This window comes from Bradyrhizobium sp. HKCCYLRH3061, from assembly GCF_051168015.1.
Classification (GTDB): domain Bacteria; phylum Pseudomonadota; class Alphaproteobacteria; order Rhizobiales; family Xanthobacteraceae; genus Bradyrhizobium.
Window position 1 is genome coordinate 68,333 of sequence record NZ_JBNPUE010000002.1, and the last position, 26,435, is coordinate 94,767.

Here is a 26,435-nt window from a genome sequence, read left to right on the forward strand (position 1 = left end):
CTATTAGGCTCCCGTGGTTGACTTGACCGCGACTGCGCGGATGTTGCGAGCATTCGAGCGCGCCGCCGGGCCGCCACCGAGCTTGACGTAAGCCCGCGAGGCCGAGATCGAGACGTGGTCGAGCATGTACTGACGCTCCTCCCAACCATCCCCGAGCGGCGTGGCCTTCTCCAGGGTGAGCGCGTTGGGGGCAGACCACACCGGCAGCCCAGCGTTGACGCCCGTTTGAATCTTGGCCTCGAACGTCGAGTTGCCCGGGAGGTAAACGTCTAGGATCAAACGAATCTTCGAGTCGGTCCCGGCCTCAAAGGCGCGCGTGATGTAGTCGCCGTTCGGCTGGATCGATCCCGCGACGACTTGCAGGAAAGGCAGCATGAGAGCCGACAGGCTGGACGTGCCCGTGATCCGCATGCGGACCTTCAACGTGCCGGTGATCGAGACCGGAAGTTGGATGTTCACCGCCGGGGCGGTGACGTACTTCGCACCGTCCGGTGCCTCGAACTCGATTTCGATTGCCGTCCCTTCAGGGCGCTCGGCCGCGATCAACGGCATCAGGTCCGAGCAATTCACGACATCGACCGTGCCAACTTCGATAGAACGCGCCGCCGGCGCATACTTCGCGCAGCGCAGGCGGAAGCCCAGCGAGCGCCCCGGCTTCGGCAACCAAGTACGAGAGTCCGCTCCGTCGAGGAAGGTGCCCAGCGGGAACGCGTTGCTGGTCACCCAGCCGTTGAGCTGGTCAAAGCCGCCCAGGTCGGCGATAGCGACCGAGTGCGTGGCGTCGTCGGTGAGGAGCGTGATCGCATAGCTGCGATCCTCGCGCAGCGTCACGGGCCTGGCGAACGGCGCATAGGTCCAATCAGACTCGACGCGCGGCGCGACCGAGAGCGGATCGATCACCGTGACGGTGTTCATGTCGATCAGGGACTCGGCGACAACCCGCTCGGTCGGGATTCCCAGCTCGACTTCCCGAATCTGGAGGCGCACCGGCTTGCTCCGGTCACCGACCTTGGTGAACTTGACATCGACGCCGAGCGCTTGGCGCGGCTCGCTCAAGCGGAAGGTCTGCGCGAGCGGGTCGGCGCTGTACCAATAGGTCGTGACGACCGTGCGCTCGTTGTTGATGGTGGTGAGCCACCCGTAGGCCGTATAGAGCGCGTCGGCCTTCGAGCCACCCATGCCCTCGAATGCGACGTGCTTCACGCCGACCGGAACACCCGCCGGAATTTGGAATGCCGAGACAACGGTCCCATTGCCATCCGCGCGCACGTTCGGCGGGGTCACGTCGATATCGTCGAACGTGACCTTCTTCAAGACTTCGTTGAAGCCCCACTTGTGGATCGTGAAGCCGACCGACCGCTGGCGGATGTTCTCCTCCGCAGTCGTGACACTGTTCACGATGCGGTCGGTCGTTTGGGTCGAGGTGCCGATCAGCGGCCCGGCGGCGAAGTTGGTACGCTGCCATGCCACGCGAGACGTGAACACAGAGGTCCACACGTTCTGCGTATCGGTCCACAGATCGACGGACGGATCGAGCGTGACATCGGTCGGGGGCGGCGCGAACGACGCATAGGGGTTGATCTTGGACTCGCCCGTGATCTGGCGCTGCTCGAATACGTTCTCGCTGGTAAAGGCAAGCGTCGTTGCCGACAGCGGCATGATCGAGACGGTCGGCGTCACCGGCAGCCACAGCAGGCCGCCGAAGATCGCTCCCGTCTGCGGCAGGCCCTGGTCCCGCATATCGTCGTCGAGCAGCGGATCGACGAACACGCCGCGCTTCGACGACACTTCCTTGCGGTCTACGTCCCGCTGAAGCCGCTCTTCGGCGACAAGCGCATAGAGATCGCCGACCATCGTTTCGAGGCTGCGCAGATCAGCAAATGGCATGCGGATCGTCGCGACCTGTTTTACGGTCGGGACTAGCCCCCAATTGTTGTAGACATCGGCGAGCTTGTGAAGCGTCGGGGCGACCGTGGCAGGCTGCGGCGCGTAGAGCGAGCTGATGCCCTTCAGGTAGGAGATCGCACCCGCCTGATCGACAACGATGGCGTCATAGCGCGGCAGCTTCGTCTCGTATTTCACGAAGGCAGTCGTGTCGTCGGCCGCGCCGGTGATGTCGAAGGTGTCGCGCGTGACGTTGGTCGGAACGGCGTTGGTCAGGTAGCGATAAGTCACCTGATAGGTCGAGCCGGGAGCCATCTCTGCGCCGCTCGGAGACCAGTCCACGGCCGCGCCGGTCAGCTTGTAGTCAGCGGTTTGCGCATAGACGGTCGCGCCCTGCTTGACTTCACGGATCGAGAGCACGGTTGGGTCAGGCAGCGTGTCAGAGACGCCAGTATAGGTGCCGTGCGTCAACGTCACGGTCTTCTCAGCGATGATCGTGACTTCCTTGATCGAGGCGATAGGCGCAAACCGGACCTTGATCGTCTGCGTGCCGGAATTGACCGCGTGAGGCTCGTCATCGATCAGCATGATCTCGGGCTCTTCGGTCACGCGTAGGCGCGCGGAGGCGGGCCGTGTGCGCTTGTAGCCGTAGACGTTGATCGTTCCTTCCGAGATGGTGAAGGCTTGCTTGCCGGTTTCGTCGAGGCCCAGCGCCTTGACGTTGAAGCCCTCAACGACATAGCCGCCGTGCGCTTCCCGGTCATAGCGCGCGAGCAGGTTCGCCCAGGCATCGTCCATGCCCGGCTCGGTCGGCGTGTCGATCGTGCCGTCCTTGATCGTGTAGATCGGGAAGAAGTCGCCCTCCTCGCCGTCGCCCTCATAGCCCCAACGTCCGAGCATGGCGAGCGCGGACGCTCCCGGCTCGCCCTGAGCACGCGTGCCGGGAGCCATACCCTTGAGCGTCGGGTCCTGCTCATAGGTCACGGTAAAGGTGCGCAGGCGAATGCCAATGACCACGGTTCCGATGGCCGAGATCGTGATGTTGCGCGCCTCGATGTCATGAACAGCGCCGCGAATGTAGACCTTCGCCGCCGCCAAACGCGCCTCGACGGTGCCGTTGGTGACCGGCCCGAGCACGATCGCGCCGCCGCTCACGAGCGAACCGTCGCGCCAGAAGGCATCCGCAATGCCCTTCACGCGGTTCGCCTCAATGTCCTGAATGACATTGATCTCGTTGCTGGTCAGGAAGCGGTCATAGTGAGCCGCAAGACGCTGGTAGCCCTTCGCCCGATCGAAGGTGTTGATGTAGGTCGGGAGTTGGTCGCGAGCGTCTGCCATTAGATCACCAAGACGTAAGAGAAGCCCTGCCGAGAACTCGGGGACCGAGGGATGCCGGCGAAGCGGTCGAGCAGAAGCAAGTATCCGGGTTCGGCCACTTCTTCGGGAGTCAAGTACAGTTGCCCTTCGGGCACTCCCGCCGCGCGCACGCTGTCCACGAAGATACCCACTTCGCGGATCGTCTCCGTCGCAGCTTCGAGGAAATCGAACTGCGTGGCGACGTACAGGTAGCGCGTCGCCGTGCTCGATACCGACCAACGCTCACCGCCGGGCGTGTAGAGGTTGCCATTCGGGTCGGGCGTAACGAACTCAACGGCGGAAGCCGCGCGGCGTCCGATCTCGCCGGTCAGGGCAACGTCGCTCGCGCTCAGGGACGGCGTGCCGTAGACGGCCTGCGCTTGGACGGTCGCTCCCGAGGGGATCGCGCCGCCGTTGACGCGCGTCACAACTCCGCTGTTCGGATCGAACAGGTAGTCAGCGGGCGATTGATAGGTCTGAGCGCTGCCTGCGTTGTTCACCACGACCGAGGCAACGGGCGCGTGATCCAGCGTGAACTTCTCGGGCGAGCCCGCGAAGGTCTTGTTTTTCACGTCGGTCGCACCCCACCACGACGCCCCGCGTCCCCAGGCGAAGAACATCGGGCGAGCTTTGAGGGCGGCGGCCAGACCGGCGCGACCGCTATTAACCAGAAGTGCCATCAGGGCCTCCGTAAATGATGAAGGGTTCAAAGTTCCAAGATTGGCCCCAACGGGCGCTGGGCCACGGCATGAAGACAGTGTCCGCGAGGTTGATCGTCTCGCCGGACAGCGCCGCCTGGATCGAGACAACGGACGGTTCGAGGACTTCGCCGTCGAGCTGCGAGCGGTCGAGAACGAAGCCCACTTCGAAGCGCGCGGTCCCGGAGACCAGGCCGTCCGAGCTGCCCGAGATGTGCGCGCCGAAGTCGATCTCCTCGCCGTGCTGGCGGCCGAACGAAAGCTTCGGCGCGATGCCCTCCAGATAGACGCCGGACCAATCGTCGAGCAGCGCACCGTCCAGGGGCATCATGTCGAGCGGCATCGGGCGGATGTCATAGCCGCCATAAACGCGTCCCAGGACGCTTGCAGCGCCCTTGGAGAGGTCTGCAAGGCCGATCAGGTTGAGCAGCGTCTTCAGCTCGGGCTCGCCGTCTAGGCCGATCTGGAACAGCCCAAAGCGAACGTCGGCATGCGTGCCGCGTTCATGCACGCCATTGAGGGCAAGCCACTCGAAGATGATATGGAACGCCTCCAGACGGCCACGGACGGTCTGCCAACGCTTGCCCTCCTTGTAGAGGCGTTGGTGGTCGTCCATGAACGCAGCCGCGTCTTCGAGCCCCCAATGGCGCAGCAGCCAAGGCAGCACGTCGTCCGGGATCACGTCGCGATAGCGAATATCCGCGATCTCTTGAACGATCGCCGCATACCGCGAGCGTGCGTCGGCCGTCCGAATAGCGGCCAGATCGAGCGGCGTGGAGTTGCGCGGCGCGAGATCGACAAGATCGGTCATCAGTATGCCCGACCCATGAAATTGAGCTTGATGGTGCCGAGCGCTACCGCCTCGTTGGACGCGGTCACCACAACGCCGTTGGGCGCTGGCGAGACCAGCGACACACGCTTCACGCCGATCGTCCGCAGCGCGGCAATCGCGAAGTCGGACGTGAAGTCCCAGCCCAAGCGACGCTCGGCCGCGAACTCGGCGACCAGCGCCGCTTGTGATGCGGCCATGGTCGTGTCCATCGTGGCTTCCGGCAGAAGCCAAATGTCGGCCTCGACGTTGACCGTGCGAATCACCGCGCGGACGACCGTGATATGGTCGTTGTCACCACGAACGCCCGGCTGATTGAGCGCAGCGCTCACCGTCGCGAGCAGATCATCGCTCGCCACGCCGCCGTTATCCTTCGAGAGGATCGAGACGACCACGCCGCCTTTGGCATCGCCTGCAACGCCAACGTCATCGACGCGCAGCGGATCGGAGGCGAACGCATAGCGCTTATACCAGTTGTCAGTGAAGCCTCCCTGCCCCTTTTTGGTCTCACGAAGGCGGCGGCGCAGGTCTTCAAGCGCCTCGCCATCGGCCCGCGTGAGGTTCCAATCGGAGGCCAGTGCAATCAAATCCGCGCCCTGGGCGAAGTCGGTCAGCGTGGCGCGGAAGGTGTCGTTCATGGCCGAGACCATGAGCAGATCGCCATAAGCTGCGTGACGGCAGAAGCGGTTGAGTGGATCGGACCGCAGCATGTACGTGTCCCAATCGAAACCAACATCGGCGAGCAGGCCGCGTAGTTGAGCGAGGCGGCTGTTGAACAGCGTCTCGAACTCGGGCTCGCGATCGATGACGGGCAACGGGATATTCGGGAGCGGAGCGTCCATTACACGTAGCTCCCCACGATAACATTGTTCGCGACCACGACGCGGCCCTGAGCGTCGCGCGCTTCCGAGTAGTCGCCAAGGTGACCACGCGGGTAATAGATGCCGTCGATGTCGAACGTCGCGTTGCCTTGGTCCGTCATATCGGAGAGCGTCATTTGAATGATGCGAAAGCGCGGCTCTTCAGCCATGAGCGCTTCGGGATTGATGCGATTGATGGCGTCGGGCACGGCCGCATAGAACTCGATGACGGTCACCTGAGACACGGCACGATCCACAAGGCGCGGCATCTTCGAGCCGAAGTCACGGGCCATCACGAGCGATCCGATGGTGGTCCCGAGAATGGTCGCGATCGATTGCCAGACATCGTCGATGCCTTCCAACTTCTCGCCCGTGGTGAGATTGATCGTCGCCATGAAGCGCACCGTGACGCGTCGGCGCACTGCTCGACAGTCCGTTCCGATCGCCTACTAGCCGACCTTTGCGAAGGTCTGCTTCGCCGGTCCGGCTTCTGTGACAACCTTGTCTTCCGGCATATCGTTCTTGTCCTCAAGACCGAGGTAAGTCTTGCCGATGGTCTTGAAGGCGGTGGCCGTGTGCAGCGACTGCTTCGTCTTGGACTCGAACTTGTCGTCGGCCTCGACCACGACGTTCTTCGCCTTCAGCGTAATCGTGCCGTCCTTCATGACGATCTTGCAGCCCGAGCCTTCGAGAGTGATCGATCCCTTGTCTTCGATGCCCTTGATCAGCCAATCGCCAGTGTTGCGGTCATAGGAGATTTCGCCGAGGATTTCGCTGTCTTCGCCTTCCTGGCCGTCCCCGCCGCCATCTTCGCCGCCCTCACCGCCTTCACCGCCCTGCCCGTCGTTGCTCTTTGGCTTCTGGAAAATCTTGCGCCAGACCCCCGCCTTGTCCGTCGTCTCCTTCTCGTCTTCCTGCTCGGTGTACTGCCCGGCGGGCATGACATAGGCGGTCGCAAGCTCACCGCCTTCGGCCAAGAGCGCGACCTTCTCGCCCTTTTCGAGGTAATGCGTTTCGCGGTCGCCCTTCGCGCGACCTCCGGTCGCCGGAAGCCAATCGGTCAGGATGTAGTTGTCTTCGTCATTCTCGTCGCCGATCTCGATCCGGTAGGAAGGCGGGCTCCGCTTGTAGTCCACCTCCTTCACGCGGCCGAACTTCACCACGTCCTGGGCGCGACGGTCGATGTCCGTCGCTTCCGGGTCCGAGACGCCGCCGGTGTACGCAGGATCGCGCAGGAACTTGACCATGTCACTCCCCGCGCAGGAACGCTTCGAGCGCGTCCGGGTCGTTGGCGCTCGCCCGAGCGCGCCAGTTGGTGCGGTACTTGATGTTCCAGACGAGACCGATCGCGCCGATCGGGCGCTTCACCTGCTCGGTCACCACGTCGATGTCGGACTCAATGAGCCTGATCTGCGCCGACTCGAAACCTGGGATCATGAAGCCGTCGATCGCCGCTTCGATCTCTTCGGCCATATCGTCGAGCGCGTCGTCCACCTCGCTCCCGGCGAGCAACATCGCTTCGGTGACAAGCGTGAGATTGCGCTCGACATGGGTGGCGTCGCCCTCCACGCCGTAATCTTGCGGTTTGCCCGTCTCCTCCATGCGCGCATAAACAAGGATGGCAGGCCCGTCCTCTTTCAGCTCTTCTTCGCTGATTGGCGCAAGGCGGCTTTTGTAGACACGCGATTGAGCACGCGTGCGGAAGCTGCCGTCTGGCAGACTGTTCTTCAGCCGGTCAACGAACGACGCGCGAATGAGCTTGCGGGGATGCGCCATGTCAGTCGTTTGCCATGAGCAACAGCAGCGTCATGCCGGTGCCATCCGGCCGCTTGTCCTCGATCCGGTATTCCTGATCCTTGATGGTCAGGGCCTCGCCTTTCCGGCCGCCCCTGAGCAGATCGGACGTGCGACATAGGAACGTTGGGCCGGTGGACGTGATGCTCGCGCCCATCTGCGCCTGGAACTCCGTTCCGCTCCAGCGGTTCGGGTTCCAGTTGCTTCCTTCGTCGTCGAAGAGACCGGGGATCGGCTTCGGCTCGGCACCGTTGGCGCGCGAGACATACATCGCCTCAACCCCGAACTCGCCGGGGTTGAGGAAGATGAGCAGATCGTTGTCGGTCTCGACGGGCATCAGACGCCCGCGTCGCGCAACGCCAGCGCTGCGTCGATGTCAACGTCCGAGATGCCAAAGCCGACGATGTCCTCGACCGCCTTCTGCTTCGGCTTGCCCGCGCGAGCGCCGGACTTCCAAAAGTCCTTCTTCTCGTCGAGCAGATCGAGCGCGTGCATGATCTCGGCCACGCGATTGCTCGCGCCGTCCGCCTGTTGAGTGGGAGGGGCATCAACGGCGGACGGCGCGTCGCCGGGGGCACCACCGGCGGTCTCGGTGCCAGGGAGGTCGCTGGCAACGTCGGCGACGGTCGCCGGTTCGGCGGCGGCCTGTTCCGGCGCAAGCCGGACGCGGGACGGCCCGAGAGCCTTCGCGTCAAGCTCGCTGAAGTCGTGGATCGTGCCGGGGGGATGGTAAATCCCCCCGCGCTTGATCGTCACCAAACCCTCGTAGAGCGGCATGGCTTAGAGCACCTTCGCGCCGAGCGTGCCGTTCACGCGGTACGGCGCGATCAGCGGGGCCGACTGACCCAGGATGTAGCGAACGCTCGGGTCCTCCTCCTCCCAGGACTTCACGAAGAAGGCACGGGGCTGAATGCCCGCCTTTAGGTCCCGGATCGCGCCGTAGTGCCGGACGCCCTCGATCTCACGCGAGGCCATCACGATCTCACCAGCCGGAAGCACGTCCTTCTCCAGGCCATCGAGCGGGTCGATGTACTTGTCGGAGTGCACCCACAGGCGGTAATCGCCGAACACGCCGACAAGCCGGATGCCGGGCATGATCAGGATCGGACCCAGCTCGGCGCGCGCGGCCGAAATAGTTTCCTTGGTGTTATCGATCTGAAGACGCAACGCCTTGCCGACAGCATCGGTGTCCGGCGCGGCCATCTTCGCGCGGATGACCTTCCACACGTCGGCGGCCATGATCACGTCACGGCAGGTCAGGCCGGACTCGATGAAGATGTCCTGACCCCACTGCTCGATGTCGTCGAGCGGGTTCACCGCCGCGTTGCTCCACCGATCGTTGCCGGTGAGGACGACGGTTGCTCCGGCGGCGCGGCCGAAGTCCACCTCCTCGCGGGGATAGTCGTCGCCTTCGAGAATCAGCTTGCCGGTGCGGAGCACTTCGGCGGCCATGATTTCCTGCCGACGCGTCCACATGTCGAGCTGTTCCGACAGCGCGAAGGCGATCGAGGCTTGCAGACGCTGTTCGGGCGTGAGGCTGCCGCCGATCTTCTCACCGGCGCGGCGCTTGAATTGCTTGTTCGGATCGAAGACGCGCTTGTCCTTCACGTAGGCCGGGGCGATCGAGGCAGTCTTGTAGCCCTGCTCGCGGATCACCTTGCCAGCCACGATCGGGGAGACCAGCGGCGTGATCAGACGCCGACCCTTCACCTTGTCGAACTTGACATCCTCCGTGTCCGAGGTCTCGACAGTGGTGAAGAAGGTGTTGAGGAAGAAGAACGCCGAAAGCGGCAGCTCCTCCACAACGCGGTTGAGGGCGGTAGTCGAATAGAGGTCCATAGTAGGGCTTCCCGTTCAGATGCTTCGTTGGAGTCTCGGTTAGCCCATCGGCTTCACGAGCCAGATCGACTTCGTGCGGAAGACCGCATCAATCGATCCGAGGGTGTGGCCTGCGCCCAGCACGAGCGCGTCCTGATCGAACTCACCGGCGATGAAAACGATGGTTTCGACATCCTTCGTGGTCGCATCGACCCCTTCGGACAGGATCGCATCCGGCACTTCGGAGCCATCGGTCGCTGCCTTCAGCGATTTGATGTACTTGCCGTTGGCGGTGATCTGGCCGAGGACGGTCGCTTCCGCGAGCACACCCGCACCGGCCGGGATGGTGACCTTGCGGGCGCGCCAATGACCGAGTGCCCAGGTCTTCTGGATGAACGTGCCTTCGTCCTGATACTTCGCCACTGTTGCGGCTCCTTAGTTAGCGGTCGCGGCCTTAAAGGACGCGAGAATTGCGTTGACGGCGGCATCGTCGCCCGTCGCGGACTCGGTGGCACCGGCGGGCGACACGTCGGCATTCGCCTTGGTGTCTTCCTTGATGTCAGCGGCCCGCGTGGTGCGCTTGGCCTTTTCAGCGGCCACGATGATCGCCGAAAACTCGTGAGCCGAAGAGCCCGTTTCGATAGCCTTCTGGGCTTCGGCCTCGTATCCCGGCAGCGTGAGACCCATGATGTCGGTCACGCGCTTGCGCTCGGCAGCGCGTGCTTCGGCAGCCGCGTCCACGGTCTCGACAGTCGTGGTTGCGGCAGTCTGCGTGGTCGCTGCAGAGGCAGCGGCGGCAGCCGCAGCGGCGGCGGCTTCAGCTTCGGCCGCCAACTGCTCAGGGGTCTTGTCCATAGTCTCACTCTCCATTTGGCCGGTGGCGGCCGGGTTGAATCCGAAGGATGCCTTCGGGCTATCGCCGCGAGCGAGGCTCGCGAGAACCTGTTCGAACGTCGCGATGCCATCGGCCATTCCGGCGGAAACAGCCGCCTGACCAATCAGGACATCGCCCTGTCCGAAATGTTCGAGGACGTGATCGACGCTCTTGCCGCGATACTTCGCGACCGTCTCGACGAACACGGCAGCCATTGAGTCCACGCGCGCCTGGACGCGGTCACGGCCTTCCTTTGTGTTGAGATCGACGCGCTTGTATGGTGACTGCGACGACACGAACTCATAGGTCTTGATGCCGCGCGCCGCGTCCTGGCCGGACGTGTCCCGGTAGCCCGAGACGACGCCCAGCGATCCGACGCTCGCGGTCGGCCCGACGAAGAACTCGTCTGCCGCAACGGCTGTCCAAAGCGCTGCGGAGGCCGCCTGATCGCCTGCGTAGGCCACGATGGGCTTGCGGCCCCTGATGTCGTGGATCGCGCTGGCAAGCTCCGCAACGCCCGCCGCCTCGCCTCCAGGCGAATGGATGTTGAGCAGGATCGCGCGTACCGAGGCGTTGTCCATCGCGGTCTGAAGATCGCGCCGGACGGTCTCGTATGCGGTCGCGCCGCAGAAAGTCGTCATCAGGTTCGCGCGCTTGAACAGCGGGCCGGTCACGTCGATGATCGCGACACTGTCGCGAACCGTCGCGCGCTCGGCACGCGCCAGCTCTTGCGCGCGGTACGCTTCGAGCATCTGCGGATCGAGGCGATCTTGCCGCGCAGCGATCTCCATCATCTGGCGTAGCGCTGCTTCGTCGATCGCCCAATTGGCGGTCAGCGCAGCATCGAAGATCAGCGGATTGCGGACGTTGATGGTCATTTCTCGGCCTTCTTCGGCTTCTTCGGTTCGTCGGTTGGCTGCTCGCTCTCGTCTTCCTTGACTTGCGAGCCCATGCCGGACGGCGCGAGGATTTCGGGTTCGAGCTTCGCGGCGGCGCGCGCCGCGTGTTCCTTGGCCCGCTGCGCGGTGGTCTGCTCGAAGTCGTCGCCGCCGCGCTCGATGATGACGGCCTCGACGGTGCGAGCACCGAGGTTCACGGCTTCGGTCTCGGCCTTCCATTCCTTGAGCGGGTCGAGGATGATCCGAGCCGGGCCGATCCACTGCGCACCGAGCCACGCCGCGCGCTTGACCGGGTCCTCGAAGAAGCCGGGCGCGGTGATCAGACCGGCGTTGATCGCGTCGGTCATGAACCACTCGTAAACGGGGTCGCAGAAGTTGCGGACAAGCCACGTCCGGCGGTCGCGGAAGAACATGGCGGCCATCTCCAGGGCCGCACGCGAAGCGCTGTAGCTCGCCGTGAAATGCAGCATGAGCATTTCGAACGGGATCGAGAGTGCGACGCCGATCTGCCGCACGACGGACGTGAAGAACGGATCGAAGTTGGCGGTGTTGGCGGGCTGAGCGGTCTCGATGCTCTCGTTGGTCCCGATGTCAACGACCGTGCCCGGCCCCATCGTGACTTCACCGGGGCCGAAGAAGTCCGCGCTGGTTGGGTGCTGCCCAGGCGCAACGGCGGGTGCCAGGCCGTCGTCCCCATCGGTCTTTAGGAAGACCGTGAAGAACGACGACACGACCGCTTTCATCAGCTCGGCGTCGGTGAAGCGGTCGAGCTGCTTCAGAAGTTCGATGACCGGCGCGAGCTGCGGAATCCCACGATGCAAGCCAGGGCGAAGGCGCTCGAAGATGTGCAACACCATCTGCTCGCCGGACTTCGCGCCGAAGGCGGGAATCTCGCGATAGTTGGTGATAGTATAGTTCGGGTTGTCGCCCGGATGATCGTCGAGGACGTAGTAGCTCACCGGCGCGCCGTCGTCGTCAATCCTGACGCCGTCGCGCACGTAGTAGTCGCCCTGCTTATCGGTTGGGGTCGCGACGCGGTCGGCCTCGACCACGTTGAGCGCGAGAGGCACGATCGCGTTCGGGCGCTTGGGCGTCCGCCGCAAGACGAACGTGTCGCCCGACTCGAAAACGCTGTTGAAGACCAGCGACTGAAGTTCGTAAAAGTTCTGCGCGAGGGAGATGTCGCAGAGCTTGGACTGAGCCCATAGGTCGAACAGGGTCTCGGTCTTGCGCTCCCACTTATCAGCAGCCTCCGGGCTGAGCCCGAGCAGATCGTGCTTGATCTTCGAGCGGGCGCGGAGCCCCGAGCCGACGATGTTCGCCCGCGACGTGGAGCGCGCGCCGGTGGCGATGGGGTTGTTGCGGTTAAGGTCACGCGAGCGGCTGCGCAGCGCCGGGAGATCGCCGATCGAGTCGCCATCGGCCGAGCCGCCGCGCGGACGCCACGCCTTCAGAGCCGCCCGGTTGCTCCTGGCACCGGCGTACTGGCCTGCGAGATTCAAGGCGATCCGCGTCTGGTAGCGCCGCGTGGCGTAGGCCGGTGCGACGCTCGCCAGAAGGCGGTCGGTAAACGATGGGGCAGCGAACATCATCACAGCGGGATCACCCGCTGACTTTTGATGCCGCCTGCCTTGGCGCGAGCTGCCTGCTTTTCAAGGCGCTGCGCGCGCTGATCGAGCTGCCGCAGATCGGCGCGCCAAAGCTCACGATCCTTGACCGTGTAACGCTGACCTTTCTGCTCGATCGTGCTGATCGAGTTCAAGGTCTCTTCGAGCTGCTCTTCGACGGTCTTTGCCATACCCCGAAGCTAAGGCACACGGCAGCTCACAAAGAGATCGTTCTGGTATCACCTAGGGCGTAGCTCAATCCAATCAATGCAATTTACGCCTTGGCGATTTTGCTGACATTTTGAATTGATTTACTCTTCCGGCGGCATAGCGGACCTGGCCGGATATAGAACTGACACGCCCCGGTCGTAGATGATCCTGGCAGTGTGACGACATCAAAATAACCCGGCGCCGGAGAACCTATTCTCACATCCAGCGGGATTAGAGCACAACACACTCTCTCAATCTCAGAAGCGGCGCCAAAGGAAACGTTCTTCTCCAATTTTTGATCGCCGTAGCGGTTCCACACAGCAAAGATCGAAAGCGGACACTTGTCGTATTCCAGTTGATCAGGTAGCGCCGGCGCGGCGAAGGATTGACCCAGCGACTACCTAGCTCCTACCGCAAGACCGGGCAGGGGGGAGGCGCGCATCCTGGTTCAAAGCAAGACTTCAATTCGTATACAAACTGGCCTTGGCTACATAGGCCAATATACACAGATCCTGTGTCGCCCGGTGCCACCCAATCACTAGCGCCTTGTTCGCATTGTCCCGTTTTGTACCACCTCATCTTCATCTGGACCCATACGGCACGGGAGCATCCGTTATAAATTTGGAGGTAGTGCGACGGTGGATTACCACGGCACCCGTGAGTCGAAATGTCCTTGACGCATTCGTCAGCTTTGGCCGCCATCGCTAGGAGTTGGAGCGCTATAGCTGCGCTCCCCAATACAAATATGCAGCTTCCTGTTCTATTGACGGGCTCGTTACTGAGACGATTCATAAAATCCCCCTGTAAACCGACATCTTCTAGATGGCGCGCAACCTACACACCGTTAGGAATAGCAGTAGCTGTAAATGTGGGATGAGCTACAACACTGCTTTCAACGACGCGTCCGGCGCTTCTGGTCATCAAGTAACAAGTGGGACGGACAGTCTATGGCGAACTTAACGGAATCCGCACCCATCGTTTCCACAGCACAGCGGTTTAACACTTCTTTGTCATAACTGATGATGTGTTCAAGCGACATGGTGCAGTCATTGCTCCCATCAACCGGGTTCTCGCAGCGGAGTACAATTTCGACCCTGCTCTCGAAATACGGCGCGGCCAAACTGCTAATCCTTTTATAGCGCGCTGTAGGCCTGACTGCCGCGAAGGACACTATCCAGCTTCCCCATTTCATCCGATGGTCGGCATCGATCGTCAACTTGCTAGTCGGGAAATAGATTCCGTTGATGCGCGTTGGGAAATTTACCTCATTCAATGTGGTCCAATCTATCCAATTCGCTTGCGCCGTAACGGGCTGAACAGCGAAAAATATCAGCGCTGCAACCGCGGAATAGCAGATTGACTTTGGATTTCTCGCCCCGGCTCGTGAGGTGATCATCGATCTACCCTTTCATAAAGAGACCCGCAGCTGAACCAGTCTGCCGCCCGATTAAACACAAAATGTAATCGCTTACATTTCTATCATAAGTTGTTCGTTGTCCTATTTTCCGCATTGACCTAGATCAACGAGAGCGAGGCAAATACATCTTGTATAAACAATAGGCGTCGGTCTTCCCTGCACGGAACGGTCCATCGGGTCTTAGTTGTCTGCAAACGGCCTTTTGCAGAGCCAAAGTGGTTCGCGAACGAGACAAGCCGATCGCAGATCGAACCAAGCGGGTGCGTGCTCCGAAAGCGGAAGTTTCCGGAAACAAATCAGATGATCCGAAGCCTGCGTCTAGGATTCAACGCCACGGCTGCGAATACGCCGCCTGGGCGCATATGGATTCGACGGCGCGCTGCCCTCCTCCCGCCTGCTCGGGGTTGGTTCCGGCGCGGCTCTTGCGTTGGATGGGACCGGCGCAGCATTCAACGCTTGAGCGGCCGCCGCGCGAAGCGCCATCAACCGACGCTCCATATTGATTCCCAGGGATAGCCGTGCAGCAATGTTATAGACGCGCAGATCGAGCGGTTCGTTGCGCTGTTGAACCTTGTGCCACTCCTTAACGGTAAAGCCGCACTTGTCGGTCTTCAGGATCGCCTTTTCGGCGGTGAGGCCGTCGAAATACGCCTTGTCATAGTGCTCGGCGAGCGGGAAGTGGCAATAGCCTGGACCCGGCTCCTTCAATTCGAGGCGCTTGTAGTGCATGTCCTTCGCCTGATCGACGCCCAGGACGAAAATGGTCACGTTCTTGGCTTTGTTGACCGTGCCCTTTACCGGCCAAATCGGCCGACCGGGACCGGCCATGCCCTTGATGGCGTACACGCGCCGCGCCATGCGCGTACGAACGAAGTTGTAGACGTGCTGCGTGAAGTGACCGCCTGAGTCAATGCACGAAGCCTCGACCCGCATCTCGACACCCGCCGGATGGTGGAATGTCCGCAGCAGGGCATTATCGATGACCTCCCAAAATCCTGGGGTGTTCGGCACGCCGTAGTGCACCTTGTAGTCGAGAGACCATGACTCGTCGTCTGCCCCCCATCCACACCACTCGATCTCGGCCCGGTCGTCCTGAATATCCACCGACGCGGTGATCGTGCCGACGCCGAACGGCAGCACAACAGCCGCGTCGTACTCCTCGCGACGGCCATAGATGCTGTCCGGGTTTGCACGCTCGCCGCGCTCCTCCCAGGTCTCAGCAAGCCGTGTGTTGACCCAGGTCTTCAACCGTTCGGGGTGCTTGCGGACGAGTACAAAGTCACGCGCCATCTCGCCCAGGGCACGCCACGGCGAGGCAATACGGTTGAGGTGGAAGCCCGCGTGCCCCTTTACCTCCGGGCGCGTCGCAATCCAGACGCCGCGCGAGATCGCTTTCAGCCGCTCGGCCTCGCTCCAGGCGCGGTCGCAAAGCTCACCAGTCTCCGGGTCCATGTATTCGCAGTGATAGCGCGCCTCCATCGGCTTACCATCCGGCCAACGAACTTGCTTCCACTGCAAGTGCTGCATGTGGCCGCATTCAGGGCACGGCACGAAGAAGCGCCGCTGATCGCTCTCCTCATAGGACGCTTCGATGCGGGACGCGCCTTTGATCGTCGGCGTCGAAACGAGCGCGATCTTACGATTCCAGAACGTCGTGGTGCGCTCGATCGCCAACGAGACGGGGTCGCCTTCCTTACCCGCGCTAGCCTCATAGCGATCGACTTCGTCGCAGAGCAGGATGCGGATCGGACGTGACGCGAGCGACGCGGGCGAGTTTGCACCCGCCATCGTGATATGGCCGCCCGCATATTTCTTGTGAAGGATCGTGTCTTCGGAGTCGCGCGCCGCATTGCCGAGCTTCGCGGCGAGCTCGGGCGTGTCGCGGATCATCGGCGCAAGACGATCCTTCGAGTATGCCTCCGCCATCTGCAACGTCGGTTGCAGGATAAGCATCGGGCACGGGTCGAGCTGGACGTGATAGCCCGCGACGTTATTGATGACTTCCGTCTTCACCGTCTGAGCCGCGACCATACATGTGATGATCTCGGTCTCAGGATCTGCGAATGCGTCCATGATGCCGCGCGATGGCTCGACGCGGGCCGTGGACCATTTGCCCGGCTCAGATGACGCCTCCGGAGAGAGCACGCGGTATTCGTCCGCCCATTCCGAAACCGTTAGGTCCGGCGGCGGGCTGAAGCTTTGCGCAATGATCTGGCGAACCTGGGCGCGGAGCCGCGTTTCATACGCGGGATCGGCTCCGTACTCGGCCAGGACAGCAATAGCTTCAGGCATCGGGCTTGCGCTTGTATTCGATGCAACGCTGGCGCGCGTCGGTGCGCTCGCCGCAATGGATGGATTCCGCCCGCTTGCAGACGCCGAGCCAATCGTCTTGTTGCTCCCAGCCGGTGCAGACCTCGCAACTGTTCGGCGGCCACCGCAGCCAAGAAGGCTTGAACTCGCTACTCGCCATTTGCGGTCACTTCCGGTTCATCCGGCTCGGTGTGCAGAACTTCTTCCACCGGCCCGTCGGCGTAGGACTTGATTTCGTTGAGAGCTTCGAGGATCAGGCGCTCGACTTCGTTCACGAGCGTCTTTGCCCCTTCGGGCGAGCCGACTTCGAGCTGGATCGCAGGCCGTAGCTTTGACGGGATGCCGAGCAAACGAGCACGAGCGTTCGCGATCTCGTTGCTCAGCACCTTCACGACCATGTCGATCGGCCGGACAAGACCCATCTCTTGGGCCAACTCCAACTCGGATAGCTTCGCCTTCGCGATCTCGTTGCGAAGCCGCGCCTTGTCCATGGTGATGTCGTCGCCGCCATCATTCACGGCCGCGGCCGTCTTGGCCTTCGCCTCGCCGCGCGCTCGCGCGAGAAGCCACTTCACGCACTCGGCGGTGTCATACTCGAACTGCTTTCCCCGGCTGCCCTGCGACTTCACCGGCATGCCGTCCTCCGTCCATGAGCTGATGGTCGGAAGCGAGTAGCCCAGGATGTCCGCCAGCTCTTGGCGATTGACGATTGTGCCCATGGCGCTACCGCACCGGCTGCAACTGCATCGGTGGCAAGCCGGGCTCGACGTTTTTGGCGATCAGGTCGCGGACCACGATATCGATCTGGCGAAAGGTCGAGGCGAGATCGCCGTCATAGTTCAACACGCAGCGGTCCGACTTAACGTCGGCCTGGGCGCGCTCGGTGCGGTGATCTTGCGGCATCTGGCCTGGACGGATCACCTCCAGAACCATGCCGCCCTTCTGGCCGATCCAAACGCCCTCGTTGGCGTGGCGGACATCCTCGACCACGACACGCGTGGGGCTCTCGAACAGAAGCTTGTCGGCCTCCGTGTCGATCCAGAAGTCTTCGCCCATATAGTCGCGACCCGAGCCGCCCAGCCACTCCATGGCCTCGCGGGGCGACTTGCCCCCGAGCCAATCGGTGCGCGTCTCCTTCAGATCACCCTCAACCAGGCGCTCGATGGTCCGGTGGTCGCACCCCCGGTAGGCCAGATAGGCGCGCAGCATCTCCTTCAGTGCGCCAGCGAACCTCCCACGCACGAAGCCGTGGTGCTCGATTAGATACCGAGCCACCGTGGTCTTGCCGGACCCGATCAGCCCCTTGATGCCGACGACGATCATTCGCTTGATTGCTCCGTTGGGGCCATACGGTCTCCCACCGGATCATTTCTTTCGAGGTTACTTTGGCATCCTTCGAGACCTCCGCATCGTCCAACGGACAGTTTCCATTTTATCCGCCGTAAACTCGCAAGAATACCTATTCGGCACACGCGCAAGTAGGCTCCCCCAAAAGGGGTATCCCAGGAACAACAACCGCCCATTGAAAATTCGCACCTAGAAATGTGTCGAGGTCGCGCGTCACCCGCCCTGGGGAGTGGCCTGGAAGGACCCAAACACCTTGCGGTGCCGCATAAAAAGCATACCATTCTCCTGAATGGTGCTCATGAAGGATAAAACCGCTGTCAGAGCGTATGAAGGGTTGAAATCGCGTCCACTTCCGATTGTGCCCATGCCGCAACCGGACAGCGCGCGCCGCGACGCTTTGCGTCGAATAAGGCAGCGATCTCAATGGAATAGATGATGCGAGCGCCGGCCTAACGCGCCGCTTGCGCGTCAATGATCGCGAGCAGCTTTAACCAGGCCGAGCGCCACCTAAGCCATTGGCACTTATGCGCTTTGCGACCAGCGCGCTCGCTACGTGGGCGAATTGCCCTCGCCTGCCCGTCAAGAGCAGGCCGCGCCCATTTCTGTCCGTTGAAATCCGTTTGACGGTCCGCCACATCTTGTGGCCTATGACGGACAAGGGCGGGGACAATCCCGCCAGGACAACGGACAAAAACCAATGCTCGATTCAGCGCTCTTGAATGAATACCGAAGAATGCGCCTCGCTTATCCGCACCGTGAATGCGGCTTTGCGCTGCATTGGGCGCGCGCCAACGTCGCCCGCGGCAAGGCGTGGGGAATTGGCTATCCCTCTTTCATCCCCGCCGCGACCATTGGCGCGCCCTTCAAGGTTGGCGGGGATTTCTGCCGATGGATTGAGACTCCCGAGCAATACGGACTCCGCTTTGCGGGCTTTGCTGACAACATTGCGCCGCGCTCCGTCCGCCATACGGGATGGTGGCTTGATGACGAAGGCATGGGGGAAAAGGCCCGCGGCGTTGTGTTCCGCCTGCCCTCACGCAACGGCCGCGCGCTGTTAGTGGCTGGCATCGCGGACCCGTACAACAATGGTCCGGCCATTGTGTCGTTTGAATCCACAGACGACGAAACCACGGCCGCGATTTGGGCGGACCATTTGGCGGACCGTTACGCCTCTGCCGAACGCGACTATCAGCACGTCACCAGCGCACGCGCTCGTTATGACGAATTGGCGGACCATATCAGCGGCGAGCGTAAGCAATGCCTCGCTTTGATCGCAGAGCTAAAGCCCCGTATGCGCTCGTTTGGTCCCGCAACGTGCAAGGCGTTGCGCGGTGCGGTTGCTGATTTGCTCGAAAGCATCCGGCAAGCCCGGCAAGCGCGCGCGGACATTGCGCACGCGTTCGCCTCGCATCCGGCATGGGAATCCTAAGCCATGCCAACCAAGCGCTTTAACGTCACGGTCCGCCGTCTTTCCACCGGGACAGACTTTCACGTCTCAATCTTCGCAATAGACGCTGAAAAAGCATGCGAGCGCGCAACAGAGCGAGCGCGCAACAGAGCGCGCGCGGCTCGCCTGCCAGCTGTCGCGCGAAAAGATCGCCGAACTACACGGCAAGGGAATTGCGGTTTTCCGCATCATCTCTTGCGAAGTCTCCCCCGATCAATCCCGCCCTATCCTTTCAAACTAAGGACTCCACCAATGCGATTCTATGCCGCTTGCCTCGCCTCCTATAATAACGGCCGCTTGCATGGCGTTTGGGTTGATGCGTCGGACGATATCAACGAAATGCAGGACGCGATTAACGCCATGTTGCGCGCGTCCCCCTTCCCGAACGTCACGATGACGCATCCCGAAACTGGCGAGTCCGTTCCGAGCGCGGAGGAATGGGCCATTCACGATCATGAGGGTTTCGGCAAGCTAGACGAATACGCGGGACTCGCCTCGATTGTTGAGGCTTTCAACATCAACGAAGTTGCCGAAAAGCATGACATTCCGTTTGCCGTGTTGCGCGAGGCAATGAGCGATGCGGCGGCAGACGACGCGGACGACTTCGTATCGGACCGCTACCGGGGCAAATACGATACGTGGCGCGACTTCGCAGAGCAGTTCACGGAAGAAACGCAGGACATGAAGGCGATTCCGGAGTGGCTGCAAAACCATATCGATTGGGACAGCATCGCGCGCGAATTTGAACTGTGCGGCGACTTCAGCAGCTACCGCCACGATGGCGGGGACCTTTACATTTTCTGAAACCACTAATTAGGAGCGCGGACCATGACGAAGCACAACCCGACTCCTCGCGTTGGCACCACTTACGGTGCACCCTGCGGCCGTAGCTCTGACCATCTGAGTGGCTTGGTAATTACGGACAAGGACTCCCGTTTCACCTTGCAGCGTATCCGCCTTGACAGCGGCGGTTATGACAGTGGCGGGGCTTATTGGGGACACGGGCAACCGCTGTTTTGGTGGTGCGTAACGCTCATTGAGGAGGGTTGCCGGGACGAAGATGCAACCGGCTTTATGCGTGCATCGGACCGCAACTCCGCAAAGTCGAAAATCCGCGCCTTGCATCCCGCCGCTCGCTTCAATCGGTGACGCCATGGTTGCATTCCGGATCAATGGTGCAGGTTTCAAGGGCTGCACCGTCCCCGCCAAGGAAGCCGGTTTGGTCGGCTTCTATGACGCTGGAGTTCCCTACCGCCCCGATAACGACGCGGTCCGCGCTGCTCTGCCGTTTCGCTGGCGAAAGGCGTTCGATCGTGCGGGTGGTGCATGGTGGTTCGAAGGTGACAGCGCCCATGTCTGCATTCGAGACAGACACGGCAGAAACCTAACGATCGTGTACGCGCATGGCGTGAAGGGCTGAAAGCAATGGGACTGTCACACCGCAAGATTTGCGAGCGCGCGCGCGCGAAATGGGATGCAGCATCTAAGGCGTTCTGCGATTGGGCCGTTGCGAACGGCTACGGCAACGTTCGTCGCTCGGATTTGGCGACTGCCCTAGCCAATGAGCCGGAAGGCCTGCGGCTGCTATCGGCTGACAATCAAACGAGCGGGGCACTTCGGCAAGCCGAAGACGACGCGGTGTCAGCCGGTTACGCATGGCGCGGAACGTTCGGCATGGTCGTTTGGTACTCGCCTAGCGAAGTCCGGAGGTTTGCCGCAAGCCGACGTAAACACGGCTAGCACGATCCTCAATCGGCTTTACGGCGGGTAGCGCAAACTTACCCGCCTTTAGGCGTTCGGAAGGCCGCACAGCGCGGCCTAGTCGAGAGTATACCGGAATGAAGCATCTCATTTGCGCGGCATTGGTCGCGCTCGCCTGTCCCGCCTATGGGGCGCCGTCCGAAGATATCGGGACGACGTTTTGCGTTTGGGGAAAGCCTGCCGTCCTGCTTTCCCGCATGCCAGCGGGCCGGGAGGGACATGACGCGCTCTTAGTCCGCCGTCCGAACGAACAAGCTCCGTTCTTTGTCACGCTGAAACGCGGACTCCCGCTATCAGCCGCATGCAGGATCTAGCTAGCGCATAGGACGAAACGGCCGCGCTCGAATGTGCGGCCGTTTCGCTATGCGCCTTTGGCGCGATCGATAGGAGGAATCAGCCGATGACGCGCGGCCATAGCGGCGCGCGATACGGTCCGCCGCGCGGTTTGCGGCGCGATCGAACGCGCGCGCGATCACAAGTTTGTGAGACGCAGTCGTGTAGTTGCGCTCTCGAGGCGCGGCTACGCGGTCCCGCGCGCGTTTTGCGACCACGGGCAGGACGCGATTAGGAGGCCGCCGGCGCGTGTCCCGTGAAGGAGTCTTAAGATAGCGGCCGTGTGCCGGGACCGCGCTAGTCGGCCCGCGCTGGCGCGGCGCGCGGCCTTCAAAACACCCCACGTCGAGGTGCCCTTTTTACGCGAGGGAAGGAAATTCCGCGCCGATCCGGGCCTAATAAAGTTGCTGGGCATGTGCCAGCGATCGAAGCTGCCGGATGGAGGTTTCGAGGGAGTCGATCTCCCCCGCGAAACACATGCGAAAAATTTTTTTTCCCGCGCGTGAGAAACTCTTGTTGGGAGCGCGCAAGGTCGCCGCCAACCACCTATCGCTCCCCCCTGCTCTTCCACCGGCGCTAACGTCCGGTTGTATCCCGACCGCGAACTTCGCGGGCGCCGGGCGGCCCGAGATGGGCCATGAGCCGACGCTCACTCGCCTTCACTCCTCTCAGGAATGCGTCCGCTGCCACACTGAGCCGATGCGGCAGAGCGCATCTCTCTGGACTAGGTCATCACAACGACCACGCGCAGGGTTGAAGCGCCAGGTTCAGCGTTGGAATTGATTTGCGTCAGCCTCATTGCGTACTGCTTGTTTGCGTAGAAATTCACATCGGTCTCGACGCGTTGGTTGTGATTAGGCGAGACATCGTTCGCCAATTCAGATTCCGCGCCTGTGCTCATATCTTTGACAACTAGGTGAAGTGATCCGCTGCCATCCCCCATCCAAACCATCGTGCCGGTAATGCGTACCGTGGCGTCGCGGAGAAGCTGTATGGTCGCAGTGAGTTCACCGATGTGATCGCTGGCAATGTTCAGGAGCTCGCCGCCAGGCACAACATGACCGGGCGGAATAATGATCAGCCTATCCGACATTTCACTATCCTTCCTATCGAGAAAGGGCGTATTGAGCAGGATACACGCCTTGGTTGTCAATAGGCCGACCTTGGCGGCCCAATGGTCTACGCGTCCGCTCCCTCAGGGATTGCATCGACGAGATTTGCTGATGTCCGCTTCGGGTCAAAACCGTCCTTCGGCCCGGCCGGCGGCCTGCTTCCGGCTGAAATCGGAGACCGACATCCCCGCGCCCAGCAAAATGTCCGGGATTGTTCTGACCGGTCCCTCCGAACAGCTACGCCGGGACCCGTACCCCTACCGCTTCGAGGCACCGAGGATCGCGCGGAAGAAGTGACGAGGGAAGCGTGCCTGGACGACGCCGGACACGGTGCCCTTGAAGTCCCACACCTTTGCAATCTTCGCTTCGTTCTGGAGCACGGCCAGAGTCTGTAGCGGCTTCTTCGCCTTCCCCGTGCGGCAGACGACGAACACCTTCCCGTCCTTGCCCCTCACCTGAAACGTCTTCTTCTTCTGCCCGTCCATACGCTTCAACTGGCGACGCACCACCGTATGGATCGGCGCGCTCGCGATCGAGCCGTAGGGCTTGATCAGGATGCCGCCGGTGGCGAGTCGTCCGGTTGATGGGTCTCGCCTGCTGCGGATCGACAGCTTGTTGTCGGGGTGCTTGTCCGCGCCAGCGCCGACAACATGGCGCTCCATGTACTTGTCGATCGAACCGACGACGGCGGTGAGCTTCTTGCCGTTCGCGGGCCGGATGCGGATGCCGGTGAGAATCCAGTTGCGGCGAAGCACGAACAGGCCGGGCACCTCGGCCTTCAAAGCGGCCTGGGCGTCCTTCGCGGTGAACGTGAGGGCCTTCGCCGTTGCCGTGTTGACGCTGCTCACGCGCAACTGCTCGATGCGCTTGCGCCATTCCGCGTCGTCGAGATTCAGCGTGAGTTGCATCAGAGATGGTCCCGCACGATCTGCTCGACCATGTCGGCCATCTCTTCAGGGCTGTCGGCCTTCAGCGTGACGATGGTGAAGCCGAGCGCGATCAGCTTCTTGTGCCGATCCTTTTGCGCCTTCGAGCGCGAGCCGGTGGGTGTCTTCAGCTCGAACGACAGCAGACGACCGCCGAACATGTAGACCCGCACGTCAGCCTCACCGGCGGTCAGCCCCGTTACCTTGGCCTCCATGCGCTCGCGACGGCCGCGCTTGGCGCGGTTCATGTCGCCGGCGCATGTGAAGGGCAAGCCACGGTCCTCCATGTCGTGGAGGCGGGCAATGACAGCGGACTGATAGCGCCACTCGGGGATGGTGTTGACGACGCGAGTTTCCATGCGCCGAGGTTCGTGCACCTCACGAGGCCGCGAAAGACCGATTCGGCAACCGAGGTTGGCAGAGTTCAGACAGGCAAGAAAACCCGATTGCTGAGCAAAGCTTAGTGGCTAGGAGCATTTAGAGCGTAAGAAATTGTATGCAGAGATCACTCTGTCTGGATAAGTTCGAGGAAGATAGCTTACGACCATGGGATTGTAGTTCGCCGGACACTTGTAATCTTTTCGGCATGCGGGGCCTCGCGGATATGGATGACCTCCGCATTCGATATCTTTTGTCAACGAGTTGACCCGTTGCTTGATGCAATAAAAATCATCAACCGAACCTTTAATGAATACTGGGAAGCGAGCATCCTTGTCCTGGCTTCCTTTTTCGACCGTGACAATTTTGTTGATGTCGATAGTCTCCTGGGACTCGCCTCCTTCTTCTTTCGTGTCTACCAAGTACTTGCAAAGACCGATCTTTTTAGCGGTGAGAGATACAAAGTGTGGCTTGCCCTCTGACCAGAATGCGTGAAACTCAACACTTGGTCCGGATCCAGTCCATCGAACATGAAACGTCGGCTGAGTAACCCCCGCCTCAGCCTGATGAAGCAGAAACAGCACTGCGGACTCTTCCGATTCCCAAACTTTCGCTGCCGAGAGGTCGCTGTCCGGGAACTCAGTCCTGAAAAAATTCTCGTAAACGATCATACCAACAGCGACGACCGCAATAGCAACACCAGCCATCGGCGCAAGCCGCCGCGCGGTTGCGCGGCGCCGAAGAGACGTCTCGCGCTCCTGTTCGATCTGAGCGGCGTACTTGCGCGCTTCTTCCTCCTTAGCAGCTTCGGCTCGGAGCGCATCGCTCTTTGCCGCACTAAGTATGTTGTCAACAATGGTTGGGAGATAGGATTTATCGTCGACCGACAAATATTTGTACGCGAGTTGCTCAACGTAGCTGTCCCCGAACCGGCCCACCGAATCGGCGGCCTCTCGAATCTGGGCATCGACTTCTAGAAGCGTTGCCCATTTGGCGCGATTATAATCGTTGCCGGAGACAGCGACTGCATCTCGGGTCGCGTTTTGGGTACCAGAACTAGCCACCGCGGACAGAGCTGAAGAAGTAAGTTTGGCGCCAGTAACAGCAGTCTTAGTCATTCCCCGCATGCCGATAATCAATCCACCAACAAACAGGATAGGACCGATGAAGAATGGAGGCACAAGTGTTAGAAAAGCTCCCGCGGCAATCATTATACCGCCAATCACCATCCCCAGCATCTTTCCCCCTCACAGTGATCTTCGAAGTCCCGAATAGTCTTCCGACATAAATATTGCAGAAAACGAAGTCGAGATTCAAGTCTTTGCTAGACGAGCCGATGGCTTCGTAGTCGATGCGAATTGTCCTGATGAAGCTGGGTTCATCGATAGTTAGATGGACGCGGCCAGCAGCCCGTCCGGCAGGATGTTGGGCTCGCCGTGCACGGGATCGAAAAGGCGGACGCCCATGCGACCGCGCGAGGACGTGCGACACTCGGCCACGATCACCTGCCCGACGCTCTCCAGCGTCGCCACGATGTCGTCGAGCGCCGGCCGCTTTAGCCGGTTGCCGAAGTTGAAGCTTATGTCCGAGATCGTGATGCCGTTCTTCCCCGCTTCGCGGACATAGGCCAGGACGCGATCCTGGGGGCTCAGGTTCTTCGAGACCCGCTTGGCCTGGCTGTCCACCCCCGGAGCCGGAAGGGCATCAGGGCCGCCCAGGGCGAGCGCTGGGTGGCGTTGCGCGATCAGGGGCATGATGTCCGCCTGATCGAGCCACAGCGCCTCACGGAGCCCCGCTAGGTGCGTCCCGTGGACGGCCAGGAAGCGACGGCAGAGCTTCATGATCCGGTCGCTCTGCCCGGCGATGCCGTCCGACAGCTCGGCACGCAGCTCGGGGCGATCCCTCCAGTCGGTTGGCATGTCCCGGCGCATCTCCTTCACCGACAGGAAGATCGGATGCGCTTCGGTGAGGAGCCCGACAAGCCGTGGATCGAGCTTCGGCCCCATCGGCATCACGCCGCTCGGCCGACCACGCAGCCGCATCGCCGACACCGGCAGGACCCGCACATGACCGCAACGCTTCGAGAGGAAGACCAGCCGCTTGCGGTGCAGATACCGGGCAGCCTGCTCGGCCCGATCTGGCGCGACCCGCAAGGCCGCGCCGAAGGCGCTCAGGGTCAGCCCTTCGTCGGGCAGGACCATGCCGCCCACCGTGGTCACCCACGACGCGGTCTCGTGTTTGAATTTCATCCGTTCTTACGTCCGTCGCGGAGCGGGTTTCCGGGGGTTCGGGTTTCTATTATAACTCCACCATTATTGTCACTTCAACGGATATAGATAAGTTACAAGAATAGTAGATTCTTACATCATAAACGCAAAACCCCGAAAACCCCGTTTTTGCGACCTGTATAGCAGGAGGTTTTCAAAAAAAACCCCCGAGGTTTTTTGGGAAACCTATTTCCTATTCTTGTGACTTTTCGCAGTTCCTATAACGGACCGAACGGAGGTCACCCGGCGCACGTCCGTTTTTTTCGACCTGATTGTCCACCCTCTACATCCCTCATAAAGTCCTTGCA

General features: G+C 61.4%; 28 protein-coding genes. 4 read left to right on the top strand and 24 right to left on the bottom strand.

All coding sequences use genetic code 11. The features are described from left to right. Positions 1-3 precede the first annotated feature (3 nt). The 19 genes from ACQR2C_RS04165 to ACQR2C_RS04255 all read right to left on the bottom strand — a co-directional run bounded on the left by ACQR2C_RS04165 (position 4) and on the right by ACQR2C_RS04255 (position 17,879). Positions 4-3,222 (bottom strand): DUF4815 domain-containing protein, encoded by a 3,219-nt coding sequence (locus ACQR2C_RS04165; protein ID WP_434880515.1) that lies wholly within the window; start codon positions 3,220-3,222, stop codon positions 4-6. After that, entirely contained in the window at positions 3,222-3,920 is a 699-nt protein-coding gene (locus ACQR2C_RS04170; protein ID WP_315826127.1) for a hypothetical protein, read from the bottom strand. Before ACQR2C_RS04170 ends, ACQR2C_RS04165 begins: the two co-directional genes overlap by 1 nt. Further along, on the bottom strand, positions 3,904-4,749 hold the full coding sequence (locus ACQR2C_RS04175; protein WP_434880516.1) for a hypothetical protein: 846 nt from the start codon (positions 4,747-4,749) through the stop codon (positions 3,904-3,906). Before ACQR2C_RS04175 ends, ACQR2C_RS04170 begins: the two co-directional genes overlap by 17 nt. Next, positions 4,749-5,609 carry a baseplate J/gp47 family protein gene (locus ACQR2C_RS04180; RefSeq protein ID WP_434880517.1) on the bottom strand — a complete coding sequence of 287 codons (861 nt, stop codon included), beginning with the start codon at positions 5,607-5,609 and terminating at the stop codon, positions 4,749-4,751. Before ACQR2C_RS04180 ends, ACQR2C_RS04175 begins: the two co-directional genes overlap by 1 nt. Further along, the gene (locus tag ACQR2C_RS04185; RefSeq protein ID WP_315741052.1) at positions 5,609-6,022 is read right to left on the bottom strand and encodes a GPW/gp25 family protein; all 414 of its coding nucleotides are present in this window, start codon (positions 6,020-6,022) and stop codon (positions 5,609-5,611) included. The genes ACQR2C_RS04180 and ACQR2C_RS04185 overlap by 1 nt, the downstream gene beginning before the upstream one ends. A gap of 54 nt (positions 6,023-6,076) precedes the next feature. Beyond that, complete coding sequence (locus ACQR2C_RS04190; RefSeq protein ID WP_434880518.1) at positions 6,077-6,874, bottom strand: hypothetical protein; 798 nt, start codon at positions 6,872-6,874, stop codon at positions 6,077-6,079. 1 nt (position 6,875) lies between these two features. Next, positions 6,876-7,403: a hypothetical protein gene (locus tag ACQR2C_RS04195; RefSeq protein WP_434880519.1), complete on the bottom strand. Its 528-nt coding sequence runs from the start codon at positions 7,401-7,403 to the stop codon at positions 6,876-6,878. Position 7,404: 1 nt separating this feature from the next. Then, on the bottom strand, positions 7,405-7,758 hold the full coding sequence (locus ACQR2C_RS04200) for a head-tail joining protein (RefSeq protein WP_315741049.1): 354 nt from the start codon (positions 7,756-7,758) through the stop codon (positions 7,405-7,407). Further along, entirely contained in the window at positions 7,758-8,198 is a 441-nt protein-coding gene (locus ACQR2C_RS04205; protein WP_434880520.1) for a hypothetical protein, read from the bottom strand. The genes ACQR2C_RS04200 and ACQR2C_RS04205 overlap by 1 nt, the downstream gene beginning before the upstream one ends. Before the next feature lie 3 nt (positions 8,199-8,201). Continuing rightward, the gene (locus ACQR2C_RS04210; RefSeq protein ID WP_434880521.1) at positions 8,202-9,260 is read right to left on the bottom strand and encodes a major capsid protein; all 1,059 of its coding nucleotides are present in this window, start codon (positions 9,258-9,260) and stop codon (positions 8,202-8,204) included. Between the two features lie 39 nt (positions 9,261-9,299). Further along, a complete protein-coding gene (locus ACQR2C_RS04215; protein WP_434880522.1) occupies positions 9,300-9,662 on the bottom strand; it encodes a head decoration protein in 363 nt (120 codons plus the stop codon). Positions 9,663-9,674: 12 nt separating this feature from the next. Beyond that, complete coding sequence (locus ACQR2C_RS04220) at positions 9,675-10,991, bottom strand: S49 family peptidase (RefSeq protein WP_434880523.1); 1,317 nt, start codon at positions 10,989-10,991, stop codon at positions 9,675-9,677. Further along, on the bottom strand, positions 10,988-12,604 hold the full coding sequence (locus ACQR2C_RS04225; protein ID WP_434880767.1) for a phage portal protein: 1,617 nt from the start codon (positions 12,602-12,604) through the stop codon (positions 10,988-10,990). Before ACQR2C_RS04225 ends, ACQR2C_RS04220 begins: the two co-directional genes overlap by 4 nt. Next, positions 12,604-12,810: a hypothetical protein gene (locus ACQR2C_RS04230; protein WP_434880524.1), complete on the bottom strand. Its 207-nt coding sequence runs from the start codon at positions 12,808-12,810 to the stop codon at positions 12,604-12,606. The genes ACQR2C_RS04225 and ACQR2C_RS04230 overlap by 1 nt, the downstream gene beginning before the upstream one ends. A 911-nt stretch (positions 12,811-13,721) precedes the next feature. Then, a complete protein-coding gene (locus ACQR2C_RS04235; protein ID WP_434880525.1) occupies positions 13,722-14,225 on the bottom strand; it encodes a hypothetical protein in 504 nt (167 codons plus the stop codon). Positions 14,226-14,564: 339 nt separating this feature from the next. Then, on the bottom strand, positions 14,565-16,538 hold the full coding sequence (locus tag ACQR2C_RS04240; protein ID WP_434880526.1) for a phage terminase large subunit family protein: 1,974 nt from the start codon (positions 16,536-16,538) through the stop codon (positions 14,565-14,567). After that, positions 16,531-16,716 carry a hypothetical protein gene (locus tag ACQR2C_RS04245; protein WP_434880527.1) on the bottom strand — a complete coding sequence of 62 codons (186 nt, stop codon included), beginning with the start codon at positions 16,714-16,716 and terminating at the stop codon, positions 16,531-16,533. The genes ACQR2C_RS04240 and ACQR2C_RS04245 overlap by 8 nt, the downstream gene beginning before the upstream one ends. Continuing rightward, positions 16,706-17,275 carry a terminase small subunit gene (locus ACQR2C_RS04250; protein ID WP_434880528.1) on the bottom strand — a complete coding sequence of 190 codons (570 nt, stop codon included), beginning with the start codon at positions 17,273-17,275 and terminating at the stop codon, positions 16,706-16,708. The genes ACQR2C_RS04245 and ACQR2C_RS04250 overlap by 11 nt, the downstream gene beginning before the upstream one ends. Positions 17,276-17,279: 4 nt before the next feature. After that, positions 17,280-17,879 carry a deoxynucleotide monophosphate kinase gene (locus tag ACQR2C_RS04255; protein ID WP_434880529.1) on the bottom strand — a complete coding sequence of 200 codons (600 nt, stop codon included), beginning with the start codon at positions 17,877-17,879 and terminating at the stop codon, positions 17,280-17,282. Positions 17,880-18,600: 721 nt separating this feature from the next. Here ACQR2C_RS04255 and ACQR2C_RS04260 point away from each other — a divergent pair. From ACQR2C_RS04260 to ACQR2C_RS04275, 4 genes are all read left to right on the top strand, one after another. Then, on the top strand, positions 18,601-19,332 hold the full coding sequence (locus tag ACQR2C_RS04260; protein ID WP_434880530.1) for a hypothetical protein: 732 nt from the start codon (positions 18,601-18,603) through the stop codon (positions 19,330-19,332). 270 nt (positions 19,333-19,602) lie between these two features. After that, complete coding sequence (locus ACQR2C_RS04265) at positions 19,603-20,154, top strand: antirestriction protein ArdA (RefSeq protein WP_434880531.1); 552 nt, start codon at positions 19,603-19,605, stop codon at positions 20,152-20,154. Positions 20,155-20,178: 24 nt separating this feature from the next. Beyond that, on the top strand, positions 20,179-20,499 hold the full coding sequence (locus tag ACQR2C_RS04270; protein ID WP_434880532.1) for a hypothetical protein: 321 nt from the start codon (positions 20,179-20,181) through the stop codon (positions 20,497-20,499). Between the two features lie 4 nt (positions 20,500-20,503). After that, positions 20,504-20,770: a hypothetical protein gene (locus ACQR2C_RS04275; RefSeq protein ID WP_434880533.1), complete on the top strand. Its 267-nt coding sequence runs from the start codon at positions 20,504-20,506 to the stop codon at positions 20,768-20,770. A gap of 1,398 nt (positions 20,771-22,168) precedes the next feature. Here ACQR2C_RS04275 and ACQR2C_RS04280 read toward each other — a convergent pair. From ACQR2C_RS04280 to ACQR2C_RS04300, 5 genes are all read right to left on the bottom strand, one after another. Then, on the bottom strand, positions 22,169-22,537 hold the full coding sequence (locus ACQR2C_RS04280) for a hypothetical protein (RefSeq protein WP_434880534.1): 369 nt from the start codon (positions 22,535-22,537) through the stop codon (positions 22,169-22,171). A gap of 276 nt (positions 22,538-22,813) precedes the next feature. Then, entirely contained in the window at positions 22,814-23,464 is a 651-nt protein-coding gene (locus ACQR2C_RS04285; RefSeq protein ID WP_434880535.1) for a hypothetical protein, read from the bottom strand. Then, the gene (locus tag ACQR2C_RS04290; protein ID WP_434880536.1) at positions 23,464-23,841 is read right to left on the bottom strand and encodes a hypothetical protein; all 378 of its coding nucleotides are present in this window, start codon (positions 23,839-23,841) and stop codon (positions 23,464-23,466) included. The genes ACQR2C_RS04285 and ACQR2C_RS04290 overlap by 1 nt, the downstream gene beginning before the upstream one ends. 108 nt (positions 23,842-23,949) lie before the next feature. Then, on the bottom strand, positions 23,950-25,098 hold the full coding sequence (locus ACQR2C_RS04295) for a hypothetical protein (RefSeq protein ID WP_434880537.1): 1,149 nt from the start codon (positions 25,096-25,098) through the stop codon (positions 23,950-23,952). A 150-nt stretch (positions 25,099-25,248) separates the two neighbouring features. Further along, complete coding sequence (locus tag ACQR2C_RS04300) at positions 25,249-26,109, bottom strand: hypothetical protein (protein WP_434880538.1); 861 nt, start codon at positions 26,107-26,109, stop codon at positions 25,249-25,251. Between the last annotated feature and the right edge of the window lie 326 nt (positions 26,110-26,435).